The organism is Rhizobium sp. UFLA01-1127, assembly GCF_059803845.1.
In genome coordinates this window covers 1-17,221 of sequence record NZ_JAUQTZ010000049.1, presented here as the reverse complement: position 1 = coordinate 17,221, position 17,221 = coordinate 1, and the positions used below count along the sequence as shown (strand labels likewise).

At 58.9% G+C, this 17,221-nt stretch carries 15 protein-coding genes and 1 pseudogene; 7 read left to right on the top strand and 9 right to left on the bottom strand.

Annotation, left to right across the window (positions count from 1 at the left end; all coding sequences use genetic code 11):
- Positions 1 to 215: 215 nt before the first annotated feature.
- Positions 216 to 1,589: a PleD family two-component system response regulator gene (locus Q4Q11_RS14570; RefSeq protein WP_498569936.1), complete on the bottom strand. Its 1,374-nt coding sequence runs from the start codon at positions 1,587 to 1,589 to the stop codon at positions 216 to 218.
- Positions 1,590 to 1,605: 16 nt separating this feature from the next.
- Positions 1,606 to 1,977 carry a response regulator gene (locus Q4Q11_RS14565; RefSeq protein ID WP_028754034.1) on the bottom strand — a complete coding sequence of 124 codons (372 nt, stop codon included), beginning with the start codon at positions 1,975 to 1,977 and terminating at the stop codon, positions 1,606 to 1,608.
- 131 nt (positions 1,978 to 2,108) lie between these two features.
- Between Q4Q11_RS14565 and Q4Q11_RS14560 the strand changes: the two genes are divergently transcribed.
- Both Q4Q11_RS14560 and Q4Q11_RS14555 read left to right on the top strand, forming a co-directional pair.
- On the top strand, positions 2,109 to 2,417 hold the full coding sequence (locus Q4Q11_RS14560) for a DUF3572 domain-containing protein (RefSeq protein ID WP_112511156.1): 309 nt from the start codon (positions 2,109 to 2,111) through the stop codon (positions 2,415 to 2,417).
- A gap of 2 nt (positions 2,418 to 2,419) precedes the next feature.
- Positions 2,420 to 3,067, top strand: coding sequence for a hypothetical protein (locus tag Q4Q11_RS14555; RefSeq protein ID WP_112511154.1), 648 nt, complete (start codon positions 2,420 to 2,422; stop codon positions 3,065 to 3,067).
- A gap of 18 nt (positions 3,068 to 3,085) precedes the next feature.
- On the opposite strand, the gene Q4Q11_RS14550 is transcribed toward Q4Q11_RS14555, so the two are convergent.
- Positions 3,086 to 3,664, bottom strand: coding sequence for a GNAT family N-acetyltransferase (locus Q4Q11_RS14550; RefSeq protein WP_498569935.1), 579 nt, complete (start codon positions 3,662 to 3,664; stop codon positions 3,086 to 3,088).
- A gap of 83 nt (positions 3,665 to 3,747) precedes the next feature.
- On the opposite strand from Q4Q11_RS14550, the gene Q4Q11_RS14545 reads away from it, so the two are divergent.
- The 3 genes from Q4Q11_RS14545 (at position 3,748) to Q4Q11_RS14535 (ending at position 7,734) form a co-directional block, all read left to right on the top strand.
- Positions 3,748 to 5,037: a DNA polymerase IV gene (locus Q4Q11_RS14545; protein WP_498569934.1), complete on the top strand. Its 1,290-nt coding sequence runs from the start codon at positions 3,748 to 3,750 to the stop codon at positions 5,035 to 5,037.
- Between the two features lie 189 nt (positions 5,038 to 5,226).
- Positions 5,227 to 6,267, top strand: a complete 1,041-nt coding sequence (locus Q4Q11_RS14540) for a glycoside hydrolase family 25 protein (protein WP_498569933.1) — start codon at positions 5,227 to 5,229, stop codon at positions 6,265 to 6,267.
- A 195-nt stretch (positions 6,268 to 6,462) separates the two neighbouring features.
- On the top strand, positions 6,463 to 7,734 hold the full coding sequence (locus Q4Q11_RS14535; protein ID WP_498569932.1) for a L,D-transpeptidase family protein: 1,272 nt from the start codon (positions 6,463 to 6,465) through the stop codon (positions 7,732 to 7,734).
- Here Q4Q11_RS14535 and dnaE read toward each other — a convergent pair.
- On the bottom strand, positions 7,731 to 11,225 hold the full coding sequence (gene dnaE, locus Q4Q11_RS14530; protein ID WP_498569931.1) for a DNA polymerase III subunit alpha: 3,495 nt from the start codon (positions 11,223 to 11,225) through the stop codon (positions 7,731 to 7,733). The two genes, Q4Q11_RS14535 and dnaE, sit on opposite strands and share 4 nt — an antisense overlap.
- Positions 11,226 to 11,579: 354 nt before the next feature.
- Between dnaE and Q4Q11_RS14525 the strand changes: the two genes are divergently transcribed.
- Positions 11,580 to 12,164, top strand: coding sequence for a hypothetical protein (locus tag Q4Q11_RS14525; protein ID WP_498569930.1), 585 nt, complete (start codon positions 11,580 to 11,582; stop codon positions 12,162 to 12,164).
- 79 nt (positions 12,165 to 12,243) lie between these two features.
- Positions 12,244 to 12,711 (top strand): DUF5680 domain-containing protein, encoded by a 468-nt coding sequence (locus tag Q4Q11_RS14520; protein ID WP_112511144.1) that lies wholly within the window; start codon positions 12,244 to 12,246, stop codon positions 12,709 to 12,711.
- Between the two features lie 9 nt (positions 12,712 to 12,720).
- On the opposite strand, the gene Q4Q11_RS14515 is transcribed toward Q4Q11_RS14520, so the two are convergent.
- From Q4Q11_RS14515 to Q4Q11_RS14495, 5 genes and pseudogenes are all read right to left on the bottom strand, one after another.
- Positions 12,721 to 13,404, bottom strand: a complete 684-nt coding sequence (locus Q4Q11_RS14515; RefSeq protein WP_112511143.1) for an ABC transporter ATP-binding protein — start codon at positions 13,402 to 13,404, stop codon at positions 12,721 to 12,723.
- A gap of 14 nt (positions 13,405 to 13,418) precedes the next feature.
- On the bottom strand, positions 13,419 to 14,729 hold the full coding sequence (locus tag Q4Q11_RS14510) for a lipoprotein-releasing ABC transporter permease subunit (RefSeq protein ID WP_112511141.1): 1,311 nt from the start codon (positions 14,727 to 14,729) through the stop codon (positions 13,419 to 13,421).
- A 26-nt stretch (positions 14,730 to 14,755) separates the two neighbouring features.
- A complete protein-coding gene (proS, locus tag Q4Q11_RS14505; protein WP_498569929.1) occupies positions 14,756 to 16,078 on the bottom strand; it encodes a proline--tRNA ligase in 1,323 nt (440 codons plus the stop codon).
- A gap of 622 nt (positions 16,079 to 16,700) precedes the next feature.
- Positions 16,701 to 16,976, bottom strand: a complete 276-nt coding sequence (locus Q4Q11_RS14500; protein ID WP_112511138.1) for a DUF1467 family protein — start codon at positions 16,974 to 16,976, stop codon at positions 16,701 to 16,703.
- 99 nt (positions 16,977 to 17,075) lie between these two features.
- A pseudogene (locus tag Q4Q11_RS14495) lies at positions 17,076 to 17,221 on the bottom strand (methylmalonyl-CoA epimerase); the annotation flags it as partial.

Below are 17,221 nucleotides of genomic sequence, written 5' to 3'. Positions count from 1 at the left end.
CAAAATTACACATAAAATCCACAGGAGTATCGCAAAAGAACTTCAGAATCTAAAGTATTCCCTCAGGTCAAAAACAAAGGTATTATTCCTTTCTTTCAACTGAGCCGAAGTGGCATCGCCGGCGGGAGAAGAGTGAAAAATTTCCAGCCGTTGTTCAAAACCTAAAAAATACCCTCAATATTAACGGGCAGTCCCGCTTCCAGTGATTATTTTCCTTAGGCTGCCGCGGCGACCACCCTGTTGCGGCCAGCCCGCTTTGCTTCGTAAAGCGCGAGATCGGCCTGCTTCATCAATTGCTCAGGCGTGTCGATTGCCTCCAAACGGCACGAGATACCGAAGGATGCAGTAATGTTAAGGGAAACGCCGCCGTCGCGCAGTTTCACCGGCATATTTTCTACCGCCGCGCGCAGACGCTCGGCGACCGCAGCGGCGACATCGGCAGCCGTATCCGGCATCACGACGACGAATTCCTCCCCGCCGTAGCGGCAAGCAAGGTCGGCACCGCGTACCGTGGAGCGGATTCTCGCGGCAAATTCCTTCAATACTTCGTCGCCAGCGTCATGCCCATAGGTGTCGTTGACAGTCTTGAACCTGTCGATATCGGTGATCAGAACGGAGAGCGGCCGCCCCCGTGCCATCGAGCGGTCGAAAAGCACCTTGAGGTGATTGTCCAGATAGCGCCTGTTGTTCAGACCGGTCAGCGCATCGGTCACGGCCAACTCGATCGTCTGCTGAACGCTGGCGCGCAAACGGTCGTTGTAGCGCTTGCGGCGTATCTGCGTGAGGCAGCGGGCCACCAGCTCGTTGGGGTCGATCGGCCGGGCGATATAGTCGTTGACGCCGAGGTCGAGCGCGCGAACGACCATCTCGTCGGCGCCCTGCTCCGTCACGAGCAGTACCGGCAAGAAACGCGTGCGCTCCAGCGAGCGAAGCTGCGAGCACAGCCGCAGAGGATCGTAATCCTCGAAATTCGAATTCACGATGACCAGTTCGAATGACTGCTCTGCCGCTTCGAACAGGGCAGCTTGCGGATCGGACATCGCGACAACCTGGGCAATTGGCTTGAGCGTCCTGATGATGCGCTCCTGCGAATTGGCGCGGCCATCGACTAGCAGCACCTGCCCGGTTTCCTCGGTACGGCCGTCGCCTACCCGCATCAGATCGTCGATACCGAAATTGCGCGCGGTTTCGTTGCGCATATGCAGTTCGTCGCTGAGGGTCTTCAAACGAAGCAGGCTCTTGACGCGCGAAATGAGCTGCAGGTCGTTGACCGGCTTGGTCAGGAAATCGTCGGCGCCTGCCTTCAGGCCGCGCACACGGTCGGCGGGCTGATCGAGCGCCGTGACCATGACAACGGGAATATGGGCGGTGCGGGGATCGGACTTCAGGCGCTCGCACACCTCGAAACCATCCATGCCGGGCATCATAATATCGAGAAGGATGAGATCGACCTGCGTATTCGCGCAGATGGCAAGCGCTTTCAAGCCATCTTCGGCGGTCAGCACTTCGAAATATTCGGCCAGCAGCCGCGCTTCCAGAAGCTTTACGTTGGCCGGAATATCGTCGACTACCAGAATGCGTGCGGTCATAAGCTCTTCCCCATCGTCAGGCGTCGCCCAGATAGGTCTTAATGGTTTCAATGAATTTCGGCACCGAAATCGGCTTTGAAACGTAAGCTTCACAACCGCCCTGGCGAATGCGCTCCTCGTCGCCCTTCATGGCGAAGGCCGTGACTGCGATCACAGGTATCACGTGCAGATCGTCGTCTTCCTTCAGCCATTTGGTGACTTCGAGGCCCGAAACCTCCGGAAGCTGGATATCCATGAGGATCAGATCCGGGCGATGCTTGCGGGCGAGATCGAGCGCCTCCATGCCGTTGCGGGTCTGGATCGTCGTATAGCCGGAAGCCTCGATCAGGTCGCGAAAGAGCTTCATATTGAGCTCATTGTCTTCTACAATCATTACCTGCTTAGGCATGGAAAGCTGTCCCTGCATCCGGTATTGCATCCATTCTCTCGAAATATAGGGTCGCGAGGAACCGATTCCAGAAATAGTTGAATCGCAAACTACCGGCATTTGGTTGAAAAATAGGTAACTCACCCTTCAAAATGCAAAGTAACTTCAAGAACCCGAAGAAGAGCGCGGCCGACCCGCAAGAGACTGCGATCGCCGTGCTCGGCTGGCTGGCCAATGAACCGGACATGTTCGGCCGCTTCTTGGCACTGACGGGCGTCGAACCGGCGCAGGTACGCAACGCCATCAACGAACCTGCCTTTCTCGCTGGCATGCTCGATTTCCTCATGAACCACGAACCGACATTGCTGGCCTTCTGCGAGACCAGCGGCATTCCGCCGGAGGCCGTCGCTGCCGCGTCGGCACATTTCTCGCCGCCCGGCCTTGCCTCCGGAGAATATTGACCATGGATGCCCCGTTCGAATTCGATGTGTCGCATATCCGGCTGCAGGAGCGGCCACTGATCGTCTGCGATGTCGATGACGTCGTCCTGCATTTCTTTGCGCCTTTCCTGGCCTTCATCGACGGCGAAGGCTATGAATTCCTGCCGCGTTCGTTCCGGCTGACAGGCAACATCGTCTCCAAGGGCGATGGTTCCGCGCTGGAAGAAAAGGATGTCCACCGGCTGATCGAAGCCTTCTTCGAAGCGCAGGAACAATGGCAGACGCCCTTCGACTGCGTCGTCAATGCGCTCGAGGACCTTTCGAAGGATGCGGACATCGTTTTCCTTACGGCGATGCCACCGCAATTCTGGGCGCAAAGACGGCGGCTCCTCGACAGGCTCGAGCTTGCCTATCCGTTGCTCGCGTCGCTGCAGCCGAAGGGGCCGATCGTACGCTCGCTGCACAGGCAGCGCGCGATGCCCGTCGCCTTTATCGACGACATGGCCCACAATCTGCATTCGGTCAGCGAACATGTTCCGGAGTGCCTCCTTATCAATCTGAAACCGGATTCCATCGTCCACCGCATGGCGCCGGCCGTGGCCGCGGGTATTCCGGAAGCTAACGAATGGAGCCAGGCCGCGCCGTTGATCCAGGCCCATATCGCGCGCTGACCTCATCCGAGCCACCTTTCAAAGGACGAGGCGCATCAGAGGCCTGCCATCCTTGCGCTTCGCAACTTCCGAAAACCCGGCAGCCTCGAATATGCGCTGCGAGCCGACATATAGGCCGACGGATTTCGACTGCTTCGTACGCTCGATCGGACAACCCTCCAGCAGTCGGGCGCCGGAAGCGCGGGCAAAATTCACCGCCTCCGACAACATCCGGTGGCTGTGTCCCTTGCCGCGATCCTTCGAATTCATGAAGAAACAGCTCACCGCCCAAACCGAGCTGTCTTCCGCATCAGCCGGATCGAGCGGGCGTGATACCGTTTTCGGCGAATTCCACTGCGGCAGCTCGGTGCGCGGACAAACCTGCACCCAGGCGACAGGCTGCCCATCGACATAGCCCAGAAGGCCGGGCGGCGGCCCGGCCGCGATACGCTCCCGAATCAGCCGCTTCTTTGCTGCCGCGTCCATCGTCTTGCGCTGCGATGTCGGCACGCGGAAATGGGTGCACCAGCAGCCATAGCACGCACCGCTTGGCCCGAACAAAGTCTCGAAATCGCCCCAACGATCCGGCGTCAACGGCTCCACGATTAAGTTCTGCACTCGCGCCTCCCCGGCAGTTTTCCAGCTTGAGACTCGCAAGCTTAGATCATAAAGTGGCGATGTTCAATTTTTGTTCTCGTTCGATGACCCGTGCGCCCGACAAGATCTCCGGCTTCTGTCGCGATTGCTTGAGCGAGCAATCGGCCGCGCGCACGCGCTGCCGGAGCTGCGGCAGCCCTCGTCTCGTCTACCATCGGGAGCTTTACGCGCTGACGCTGGCGCATATCGATTGCGATGCCTTCTATGCATCGATCGAGAAACGCGACAATCCTGAGCTGGCCGACAAGCCTGTCATCGTCGGCGGCGGCAAGCGCGGCGTCGTCTCCACCGCCTGTTATATCGCCCGCATCCATGGAGTGCGCTCCGCCATGCCGATGTTCAAGGCGCTGGAAGCGTGCCCGCAGGCCGTCGTCATCCGCCCGAACATGGAAAAATATGTCCGCGTCGGCCGTGAGGTTCGCGGCATGATGCAGGAACTGACACCGCTGGTGCAGCCGCTTTCGATCGACGAGGCCTTTCTCGAGCTCGACGGCACGCAGCGGCTTCATCACGATCCGCCGGCCCGCATCCTCGCCAAATTCGCCAAGCGGGTGGAGCAGGAGATCGGCATCACCATCTCCGTCGGCCTTTCCTATTGCAAGTTCCTCGCCAAGGTAGCCTCCGACCTGCAGAAGCCGCGGGGCTTCTCCGTCATCGGCCGCGATGAAGCCCTCTCCTTCCTGGAGCCGCGGCCGGTCACGACCATCTGGGGGGTCGGCAAGGCCTTTGCCGCGGCGCTCGAAAGCGACGGCATCCGCACCATCGGTCAATTGCAGGGCATGGAGGAAGGCGATCTCATGCGCCGCTACGGCGTCATCGGACAGCGGCTTTTCCGCCTCGCGCGCGGCATCGACGATCGAACCGTGCATCCGAACGAAGCGGCAAAGAGCGTGTCTTCCGAGACCACCTTCTTCGACGATATCTCCCGCCATGACGATCTCGCGCCGATCCTGCGCGATCTTTCTGAAAAGGTTTCACGGCGCCTGAAGCGCAGCGGCATTGCTGGCCAGACCGTCGTCCTCAAGCTGAAGACCTCGGATTTCAAGACCCGCACGCGTAACCGCCGCCTGGAAGATCCGACGCAGCTCGCGGACAGGATTTTCCGTACGGGATTGCGCATGCTCGAACATGAGACTGACGGCACGAAATTCCGCCTTATCGGCATCGGCGTCACCGATCTTGGCGATGCCGGCCGCGCGGACCCGCCCGATCTCATCGACGAACAGGCGACGCGACGAGCCGCTGCCGAGGCGGCGATGGACAAGCTGCGAGAAAAATTCGGCAACAACACGGTCGAGACAGGTTACACATTTGCCGATAAACGCCATAAATAACAAAGACTTCCAATATATCATCGATCGGTGACTTTTGTCCGGCCGGCCAAAAATCCGCCTACGTGCGCGATTCCTTGCGCGAGAAAGCTCGGATTCAAACTTTTTTGGTAAATTTCCATTAGGACTCGGAGTCTGTAACTTCCGAACGGCGCGGATCCGCCGTCGATTGTGTTTTGCGTACGGGTTCCTATGCGTCTATCGGCTGTATCGACCATTTTTCTCGCTTGCCTGACGATCTCAGGCTGCGCCGCCCGAGGTGAGCGCGAAGCCGCGCAAGCCGCCCCGCCCTCCAAGGAATTGACGGGCTCCATCGCAAAGACCAGCAGGGCGACGCCGTCGGTCGAAATCGGCGAAACGGTTTCGCGTGTCGAGCGACAGCAGGCTCTCGCGGTCGCGATGCCGGCGAATCCGCGTCCGGAGGGGCTCATGCCTTCCGACCAAAGCGACGGCGACACCCCTGTGCCGCTGCAACGGCCGCTCGCCATGCTTGCGCCATCAGACCCGGTGCCGCGCGCCCTGCGGCAGCAGCCGATGCAGATCTACAGCCATCGTTTCCGCGATGCCAAGCCGATCAATTTCGGCGCATCCACGTCGCCTCGCAAGCTCGCCGTCCACGGCGTCGACGTCTCCCGCTGGCAGGGCGAGATCGACTGGAATACGCTGCGCACCCAGGGCGCCAACTTCGTCTACATCAAGGCGACGGATGGCGGCGACCATCTCGATCCGATGTTCAGGAAGAACTGGCGGGCTGCCCAGCAGGCCGGTCTGAAGCATGGCGCTTATCACTTCTTCTATTGGTGCCGGACCGCCGGAGAGCAGGCCGATTGGTTCATCCGCAACGTCCCGAAGGAAGCGGGTGCTTTGCCGCCCGTCATCGACGTGGAATGGAACGGCGAATCGAGCTGCAAGCGGCGCCCCCCGCGCGAGCAGGTGCTTGCCAAGATGAAGGTATTCATGGACAGGCTGGAAAAGCATTACGGCCAGCGTCCGATCGTCTACACCGCACCGGATTTCTATCGCGACAATCTGAGCGGCGAGCTGCTCAACTATCCATTCTGGCTGCGCGCCGTGGCTCAGCATCCCTCCAAGGTCTATCCCGGCCGCAAATGGCTGTTCTGGCAATATTCCGGCTCCGGCGTCTCCCACGGCGTTGACGGCAGGATCGACCTCAATGCCTTCCATGGCAGCGAACAGGACTGGCACAACTGGATAGCCTCCAGCGTGCGCTGAACCTTCGGTGCCGAGGGCCTTCAATGATCGCGCCGAAGCGGAGTTTCACCGCTCCGTTTCGGCGATGCCTTATCGGGCCACAGTGAAGCAGTTTCGCGTCTTGGTGGCAGCAACACGGCATTCCTTTTCGGCAAGTCTTCCTTAAACTTCGAAGCCTAACTTTAGGCGCTACGAGTATTGCGTTTGGTTGTGTCTATGAAGCCGTTTTTGTTGCTTGGGCTCGGGTTGCTGTCAGCCACCACCCTTTCCCATCCCGCCTTTGCCGGGCCGGATGCCCGAACCTTGCAGATCGTGGTGTCGAAGGACAGGCAATCGCTTTCGGTCTACGACGGCGACAAGGTGATCGCGACCTCGAAGGTTTCGACCGGCAAGCGTGGTCACACGACGCCGAGCGGCATCTTCTCCATTCTGGAAAAGAAGGTCTATCACGAGTCCAATCTCTATTCGGCTGCGCCCATGCCTTTCATGCAAAGGCTGACATGGTCGGGCATAGCGTTACACGAATCCAATTCGGTCCCGAATTATCCGGCATCTCACGGCTGCGTACGCATGCCCAAGGTCTTCGCCAAGATGCTTTATCAGATGACCGAGCGCGGCGTGCATGTCGTCATCGCCGATCAACCGCTGGTGCCCCAGCCCTTCGAAAACGCGATGCTGTTCCAGCCGCTGGCAGCACCTCCGCCAGCATTGTTCTCCGGCATCGAGCTTCGTCCCATGACCGCAAGCTTCCTGCCGCAGGGGCAATCGCTGCAGGTTGCGACGAACGATATCACCTCGATCCAGATACCGAAGGTCCAGGAGATCGTTGCATCACCTGCCGATTCCGCGCCGCTCAGCATCCTCATCACCCGGCGCGGCCTGCGTGAAAATGTGCGCGACCTCCAAGGCATTCTGAACGGGATGGGGTTCATCACCGGAACGCCTGACGGCATGCTCGGGCCTGCCACGATGCAGGCGATCGAAGATTTCAAGAAGGCGCACAACATCAAGACCATCGGCAGCCTCGTCAGTCCCGCGCTGATGAAAGCGGTCTATGCCGCCGCCGGCAAGGGCGAGCCGCCGAACGGAGCGATCATGGTTCGCCAGAACTTCAGGCCGCTCTTCGAAGGCCCTGCCGTCATTGCCGAGCCGCAAGAGGCGCTCGGCGTGCATTTCTTCACGGCCAACTCGATCGACCGCATCAGCGGCAAGGCCGACTGGTTCGGCATGACCCTCGAAGAAGACCTGAGCAAGCAGACGAAAAAACGCTTCGGCATCACCAGCGAGGAGCAATCGCAATCGTTCGATGCCGCCGGGCAGGCACTTAGCCGCATCACCATTCCCGACGATGTGCGCCATCGCATCGAGGATATGCTGACGGCGGGCTCGTCGCTGACGATTTCCGACACCGGCATCGGGCCGGAAACCGGCAACGAGACTGATTTCATCACCGTCACCAACAACGGCGCACTCGGGAAAAAGGGCTAAACCAGCTCCACGTCGATCACGCCCGGCGCCGTGCGCAGTGCCGCGGCGATTTCCGGTGTGATGCGATATTTCTCCGGCAGCGCCACCTCCACTTCGCGCAATCCCTCTTCCTTGATGACGATGAAGGAGACGAGGCCATCGCCCTTGGCGTTCAGATGCGCGGCAACCGCCTTCAGCGGACCGGAATCCCGGACATAGACCCGCAGCGCCTTCTGCATCTGCAGCGACTTTTCTTCCAGCGACTGCGCAGTCTGCAACCGCAGGCTGATGCCCTCAGGACGCTCATCCGCCTGAGCGGTTATGACAAAGGATTTGCCGACTTCGAGAACGTCGCGATACTGGTTGAGCGTCTCCGAGAAGAGCACGGCTTCGAATTGCCCTGAAGCATCGGAGAAGACGAAGATGCCCATCTTGTTGCCGGTGCGCGTCTTGCGCTCCTGCTTCGAAATGACAGTGCCGGCCAGGCGGCCGTTGCTCGCGCCCTGCTTCACCGCGGCTGAGAAATCGGCGAAAGGCTGCACGCGCATCTTGTCGAGCACGCTCTTGTAAGTATCGAGCGGATGCGCCGTCAGATAGAAGCCGAGCACTTGGAATTCGCGTAGCAGCCGCTCCGAGGCAAGCCAGGGCGCGTAGGGAGGGAACATGATCTTTTCCGGTCCGGACGCGGCGCTTCCGAACATGTCATGCTGGCCGCTGCGCTTGTTTTCCTGCGCCACTTGCGCGTAGCCCATGATGCGGTCGAGCCCGGCGATCAGTTGCGCACGGTCGATCTCGAAGCAATCGAAAGCACCGGCGCAGATCAGGCTTTCCAGAACGCGGCGGTTGATCTGCTTGGGATCGATGCGCAGGCAGAAATCCTCGATGCCGGCAAATGGCTGGTCGCCGCGCACTTCGACGATATGATCGACGGCGGATTCGCCGACGCCCTTGATTGCTGCCAGCGCATAATAGATGCGGTTGTCGCCCGTCTCGAAATGACGGAACGAGGTCTGCACCGAAGGCGCGATGACCTCGATGCCCAGACGCTTGGCGTCCTGTCGGAAGTCGTTGACCTTTTCGGTGTTGGACATATCGAGCGTCATCGACGCCGCCAGAAACTCCACCGGATAATGGGCTTTCATATAGGCGGTCTGGTAGGAGACGATGGCGTAGGCGGCGGCGTGCGACTTGTTGAAGCCGTAGTTGGCGAACTTTGCCAGGAGATCGAAGATGACATCGGCCTGCCCCTTCGAAACGTCGTTCTTGATGGCACCGTCGACGAAGCGCTCACGCTGCTGGTCCATCTCCGCCTTGATCTTTTTGCCCATGGCGCGGCGCAGAAGATCGGCTTCGCCGAGCGAATAGCCCGAGAGCACCTGGGCAACCTGCATCACCTGCTCCTGGTAGACGATAACGCCCTGCGTTTCCTTCAGAAGATAGTCGATCTTCGGGTGGATCGATTCGATCTCTTCCTCGCCGTGCTTGCGGGCATTATAGACCGGGATGTTCTCCATCGGGCCGGGACGATAGAGCGCCACGAGCGCGATGATGTCCTCAATGCAGTCGGGACGCATGCCGATCAGCGCCTTGCGCATGCCCGCGCTTTCCACCTGGAATACGCCGACCGTTTCGCCGCGCGAGAGCATGTCGTAGGTCTTCTTGTCGTCGAGCGGGATGCCGGCGAGATCGATCGAGATGCCGCGCTTGGCGACGAAATCGACGGCCGTCTTCAGGACCGTCAGGGTCTTCAGGCCGAGGAAGTCGAACTTCACGAGACCAGCCTGCTCCACCCATTTCATGTTGAACTGGGTGACCGGCATGTCGGAGCGCGGATCGCGATACATCGGCACGAGCTTCGACAGCGGACGGTCGCCGATAACGATGCCGGCGGCATGGGTCGAAGCGTGACGATAAAGGCCTTCGATCTTCTGGGCGATATTGAGAAGACGGGCGACGACCGGCTCCTTGTCCGCCTCCTCCTGCAGGCGCGGCTCCTCCTCGATCGCCTTGCTGAGCGGGGTCGGATTGGCGGGATTGTTGGGCACCAGCTTGCAGATCTTGTCGACCTGGCCATAGGGCATTTCCAGCACGCGGCCGACGTCACGAAGGGCGGCGCGCGCCTGCAGCGAACCGAAGGTGATGATCTGCGCCACCTGCTCGCGGCCATACTTAGCCTGCACGTAACGGATCACTTCTTCGCGCCGGTCCTGGCAGAAGTCGATATCGAAGTCCGGCATCGAGACGCGTTCCGGATTGAGGAAGCGCTCGAACAGCAGCGAGAAGCGCAGCGGATCGACGTCGGTGATCGTCAGCGCATAGGCGACCAGCGAGCCAGCACCGGAACCGCGGCCGGGGCCGACTGGGATATCGTGGCGCTTGGCCCATTTGATGAAGTCGGCAACGATCAGGAAGTAGCCGGGAAACTTCATGCGCTCGATGACGCTGAGTTCGAACTCCAGCCGCTCGCGATAATCCTTTTCCGCATAGCCCGGCGCCATGCCGAGCGAGGCGAGACGCTGGTCGAGACCCTCGACCGCCTGGGCGCGCAGCTCGGCCGCCTCGGCGCGCTCGGCTTCCTGCGCATCGTCGGTGGCGCCGGTAAAGCGCGGCAGGATCGGTTTGCGCGTCTTCAGGATGAAGGAGCAGCGCCGCGCAATCTCGACCGTGTTCTCAAGCGCTTCCGGCAGATTGGCGAAAAGCTTCGCCATGTCGGCGCGGCTCTTCAGATAGTGATCCGGCGTCAGGCGGAACCGGGTATCGTCCGAGACGATGGCATTGTGGGCGACCGCCATCAGCGCATCGTGCGCATCATAATCGTCACGCGTCGGGAAAAAGGCTTCGTTGGTGGCCACGAGTGGAATCTCATGCTCGTAAGCCATCGCGATCATCTTCTGCTCGTGGCGACGATCATAGGTGCCATGGCGCTGCAATTCGACGTAAAGCCTGTCGCCGAACTGGCGCTTCAGGGTCAGCAACCGAGAGCGCGCCTGCACGGCGTGCCCTTCTTTCAGCGCCATATCGACCGGGCCGGTCAGCGCACCGGTAAGCGCGATCATGCCCTCCGTGCCGATCTCATCCAGCCATGAGCTGGCGATGTGAACGGCGCTGTTGCCTTCGCCGCCGAGATAGGCTCGGCTGACGAGGTCGACGAGGCGCTCATAGCCCTGATCCGTGGCAGCGAGCAGAACGATGGACGGCAGTCTTGCCAAAGCCTGCTGCGGTCCGCGCTTCTCGCCTTCGCTGCCATCTTCCATATCGATCGATACCTGGCAGCCGATGATCGGCTGCAGCCCCTCATCCATCGCCTTCTGCGAGAATTCGAGGGCAACGAAAAGATTGTTGGTATCGGTGATAGCAATGGCCGGCTGGCTATCGCCGACCGCCTTGGCCAATATCTTCTTGAGCGGCAGTGCGCCCTCTAGCAGGGAATAGGCGGAATGGACCCTGAGGTGCACGAATTCCGGCATTTCGCCAACCGGAGCCACTGCGCCGCTGCCACCCGCTTCCGCCATCTCATACCCTTCCGCATGCCCAAATGAATCGGCGGCATTTTCGGCATTACGGACCATAAAGTCCAGAAGTCGCTCCCATCAAACATGGAAACGGCATGTGTATATCGGGATAAAATTCACATCGCCATCATGATAAGGGAAAAGCTGGCAACGAACATGACGATGGAGGTGAATGCTGCAACGTCTCGAATAATATCGGTCATTTACGCGCTCCTTACTCGTTATGTTTCTTTTTTGTTCCATTTTTGTTCGAGAGTCAATACATGCATCAATAAATTTCATCAGCCGGTTTTCCGCCCTCCGATAGACGCCGGAATTGCCCAGCGCTATGCAGATGCAAACAGGGAGATCACGATGAAATCACTTGGCTGCGCTCTTATCCTTCTCTTGACTGCAACGACGGCTCGCACCGAAGACACGATCGCGCCCAGCCGCATCGCTGATGCCGCGGTCGGCGACTGGAACAAGGACGGCAAGCCGGACCTCGCCCTTCTGGTGGCGCCCACACCGGACGATCAGGCCATCGGCATCTATATCTATCTACGCAATGACGAACATTCCCTGCTGAAACTGGCCGCAAGCGCACCGGACAAGATATGGGGCAGTGTCGCACCGGATGGCGTCTACGGCCAGGAACCGTCGATCGCCGCACTGCCGAATGGTTCGATCGCGATCGCCTCGCAGAACGATGCCATCGGCCGCGATCGCTGGCATCAGACGCTGACGCTTGCCTATCGCAACAACAACTTCGTGGTTGCCGGCTACACTTACGACTCCCGCGATACGCTCGAACCGGATAACAGCCATAGCTGCGACTATAATGTGCTGACCGGCAAGGTGACGAAGGACGGCAAGACGTTGAAGGCGGATGCCAAGACCGTCAGTATCCAGGACTGGCAGGACGATATCGGTCAAAAGGCATGCGGAAACGGCCAATAGCGGCATTTGTTCCCTTTTTGTTCTTTACAAAAAGCCCGACCAATGGCATCGTGCAAACTCACCAACATTGGAGAGGGTCATGCCGGATCTTGCCGCGCTGAACGATTTTATTGTCGTCGCCAAAGCCGAGACCTATGTCGGTGACGGCAAGAGGCTGCCGTCTTGCCGCAGCGGTTCGCATGATATCGGCTATGCGAGCGGCCGCTGGCGCTATCTCGACAGCTATTTCGGCGGCACGGATTTCGCTGGACAGGAACTTGTCTGGCATGACGACCAGCCGGTCTGGGCCATGAATTATTTCGGCCATATCATCGAACCCGATCTGATCGACGGAACGCGTGCAGGCATGGTCATCAAGGCGGCGCTTCTGCGCCTCTATCTTGACGAAAAACGCTTTCTAGGCGGCTTCGAATTCGAACACGCCTACGGCCGCTATATCGACCGCAGTAGCGGATCGTGCAACCATTTCACCGGCCATGAGGCTATCATGGTCAAGGACCGCAAGGCCTATGAGCTGGATTATCGCGGTGGGCTGATCGTTCCCTGACGGGAGCGATCAAACCTCGACCACTTTGCCGTCGCTCAGCGTGACACGGCGATCCATGCGGGCGGCTAGTTCGTGATTGTGGGTGGCGATCAGCGCCGCAAGGCCCGACTGACGCACCAATGCTTCCAATGCATCGAAAACATAATGGGCGGTATCCGGATCGAGATTGCCGGTGGGCTCATCGGCCAGCAGCACCAACGGCGCATTGGCAACGGCGCGGGCGATCGCGACACGCTGCTGTTCGCCGCCGGACAATTCGGCGGGGCGGTGATCGGCGCGATGACCGATGCGCATGTAATCGAGAAGCTGAGACGCCCGCTCGCTCGCATCCTTGCGCGAAAGACCGGAAATAAGCTGCGGCATCATAATATTCTCAAGCGCCGAGAATTCCGGAAGCAGGTGATGGAACTGATAGACGAAGCCGATCTCGCTCCGGCGTACGGCAGTGCGCCTATCGTCGGACAAGCCTTCGCAAGCCTGGCCATTGACGAGCACCTCGCCGCCATCGGGATGCTCAAGCAGTCCGGCCACATGCAGCAGCGTCGACTTTCCGGTCCCCGACGGTGCGACCAGCGCAACGATCTCGCCGCTGCGCAGCGCGAAATCCGTTCCCTTCAGGATCGACAGCCGCGTCTCGCCCTGCCCGTAATGACGCTCCACGCCGGAGAGCTGGAGAACCACGTTGCGTTTCATCAAATGCGGATTCCTTATTCGTAGCGGAGCGCCTGCACCGGATCGAGCCGCGAGGCACGCCAGGCCGGAAAGATGGTCGCAAGGAAGGAAAGCGTGAGCGCCATCACGATAACCGAAATGGTTTCACCAAGATTCATCTGTGCCGGCAATTTGCTGAGGAAGTAGACTTCCGGATTGAAGATGACCGTACCCGAGATCCAGGAGAAGAACTGGCGGATGGACTCGATGTTCAGGCAGACCAGGACACCGAGTATCACGCCGGCAAGTGTGCCGACGACACCGATCGCCGCGCCCGTCATGAAGAAGATGCGCATGATTGCGCCCGATGTCGCGCCCATGGTGCGCAGAATGGCGATATCGCTGCCCTTGTCCTTCACCAGCATGATAAGACCCGAAATGATGTTCAATGCAGCGACAAGGACGATCAGCGTCAGAATCATGAACATCGTATTGCGCTCGACCTGCAAAGCCGAGAAGAAGGTGGCGTTGACCTGGCGCCAGTCGGTCAGGAAGATTTGCCGCCCCGCGGCCTCTTCGATCTCCGGCCGCAACCTATCCACATCATCGGGATTGGTGATAAAGAGCTCGATCTTCTCGACGATGCCTTGAGCATTGAAAAAGACCTGCGCCTCCTCCAGCGGCATGAAGACCACGGAGGAATCATATTCAGACATGCCGACTTCGAAGATCCCCGAGATCGTGTATGCCTTGACGCGTGGATTGACGCCGAAAGGCGTGACGTCACCATCCGGCGCGGTCAGCGTAATCTGGTCGCCGACCGTCAGGCCCAACTGCCGCGCCAGCCGGCTGCCGACCAGAACACCCTGTCCGGAAGCGAAGCCGACCATGTCGCCGGAAACGATGTGGTCGGAGACCGATTTGAGCTTGGTCAGATCTTCGGAGCGGATGCCACGCACCAGTGCGCCGGTGCCGGAGCCGCCGCGGCCTGAGGCGAGCGTTTCACCCTCGACGAGCGGCAAGGCCATCGTGACGCCCGGAACTGCCGAAAATTTCTTCGCCAGATCAGCATAGTCGCTCAGCGGCGAATCGATCGGCTGTACGACCACATGGCCGTTGAAGCCGAGAATCTGCTTGAAGAGCTCGGCGCGGAAACCGTTCATGACAGCCATGACGATGATCAGCGCCGCGACGCCGAGCATGATGCCAACCAGCGAGAAGCCGGCAATGACCGAGATAGAGGCTTCCTTGCGCCTGGAGCGAAGATAGCGCCAAGCGACGAGCCGTTCGAAACCGGAGAACGGGCGAGACGATGGGCTGGCCTTGAACGAATTTTCCTGTTGTTCCACTGCCGCGCTCACCGCCATTCGCCTTTCATCCTTTGTATCGTCAATCAGCCTGCCAGCCGGTTGATCGCAGCCTCGACCGTCATCGTCTCGCGAGCGCCGGTCTTACGGTCCTTCACTTCCACTTCGCCGCTCGCGATCGAACGCGGGCCGACGATGATCTGCATGGGCACGCCGATCAGATCGGCCGTCGCGAATTTCGTTCCGGCGCGCTCGTCGCGATCGTCGTACAGCACGTCCCTGCCTGCCTTCGACAGAGCGGCATAGACCGTTTCGCAAGCCTCATCGCAGGCTTGGTCGCCGGCCTTCATGTTGATCACCACGACATCGAACGGCGCGACCGATTCCGGCCAGATGATTCCGTTCTCATCATGCGATGCTTCGATGATGGCGGGAACAAGGCGTGTCGGGCCAATACCGTAAGATCCCATGTGGACAGCATGCTCCTTGCCATCAGGACCCTGCACCTTCGCGCCCATCGGCTCGGAATATTTCGTGCCGAAATAGAAGATATGGCCGACTTCGATGCCACGCGCGGACAGGCGGTCGCCTTCCGGAATGGCATTAAATGCGGCCTCGTCATGCATTTCCGAGGTGGCGGCATAGACCGAGGTCCACTTGTCGAAGATGCTCTTCAGGCCGGCAACATCGTCGAAATTCGTGTCTTCGCCCGGAATGTCGAAATTGACGAAATTCTTGTGGCAGAAGACCTCGGACTCGCCGGTATCGGCGAGAATGATGAATTCGTGGCTGAGATTGCCGCCGATCGGGCCGGTATCGGCACGCATCGGAATCGCCCTGAGACCAAGGCGATTGAAGGTGCGCAGATAGGCGGCGAACATCTTATTATAAGAGTGTACGGCGCCTTCCAGGGTCAGATCGAAGGAATAGGCATCCTTCATCATGAATTCGCGCGAGCGCATCGTGCCGAAGCGCGGACGAATCTCGTCACGGAACTTCAGCTGGATATGATAGAGGTTCAATGGCAAGTCCTTGTAGGACTTGACGGACGACCGGAAGATATCGGTGATCATCTCCTCATTGGTCGGGCCGTACAGCATCGGCCGATCCTGACGATCCTTGATGCGCAGCATCTCCTTGCCATAGGCGTCGTAACGGCCGCTTTCCTGCCAAAGCTCGGCCGACTGCAGCGTCGGCATCAAAAGCTCGATGGCGCCGGAGCGGTTCTGCTCTTCGCGAATGATCGCATTGACCTTGTCAAGCACGCGCTTGCCCAATGGCAGCCAGGAATAGATGCCCTGCGACTGCTGGCGGATCATGCCGGTTCTGAGCATGAGCCGATGGGAAACAATTTCAGCCTCTTTAGGATTTTCCTTCAGAATGGGCATGAAGTAACGAGACAGACGCATGACGCTTGTTCCAGACGGTTTGAGATTCCGCTCCCTGCGGAATCGTTAGAAAATTATGTACTGGAGGCAGTTCATAACTGCTTCGCCGCAGGAAGGAAACCCGCATTCTGCAATGGAAGAATTTGGCAAATGCCCGGAAATTCAGGCGATACAGCCTATTTTCAATCTTTCGAAAAAGCGCACATTTATAAGGATTTACAACGAAAATCCATCAACAGAAAATTTCTGCGCGGCTGTAGCAAAAAAGAAAAAAAACAGATGACAAAGCTCAATGTTTGAGCTAATTTTAGCTCACAAAAGAGGCAGGAAGGCTAAATTCTTGCCGTTTCGCGGTCAAGTCTTGGGAGGATCAGATCTTAGGCGCGCTCGTTCGCAGCCCCGGTAACGGATAAGGATCACGCGATACTTTAAAACAAGGCTTACAGCCTTGTTTTTTTTTGCTTTCTCAGCTCAGCCTCGACAGCCCACGGACTTCCCGGGAATATTTGCCTCGTGCTTATGCTGAAATAATATACACAAACTGTAAATTCTTTGCGCCACGCTCATGACAAGCGTGTGACGAATTGATGGCGATCGCAAGGCACCCGCATTCCAGGCAACTTTCATCTACAATTTTCATGGATCATTTGTAGCTTGGAACGATCTGCGGGATGGAATCTATACTCAGTCCGAAATAACGGGAGGCGATATACCAGGCGCCATAGATCAGGGCCGACACCAGCGTCGTAACAAGAACCACCCGCCATGCGCGAAATTTCGTTGGCGCGCTTTCGACGGTGCCAAGGACGATATCCCCATCCTCGGCCTGGGTTCGCAGGCCGAACGGCAGAACGGCGAAAAGCGTAATCCACCAGATGACGAAATAAACGGCGAAACCGGCGGCGATCTGCTGTGCCATTGAACTCCCCTCGAGGCCTGTCTCAACGCCTCTTCCTCTTCCAGGCTGCTTATAGGAGCAAAGCAGTTGTCTTTCAAAGCTCCAATGAGCGCTTTAGTGTCACACTTGCTCGAGTTCGATGAGCGTGCCGAAGAAATCCTTCGGATGCAGGAACAGCACCGGCTTGCCATGCGCACCGATTTTCGGATCGCCATCGCCGAGCACGCGCGCCCCCTTGGCGACCAGCTGATCGCGCGCCGCAAGGA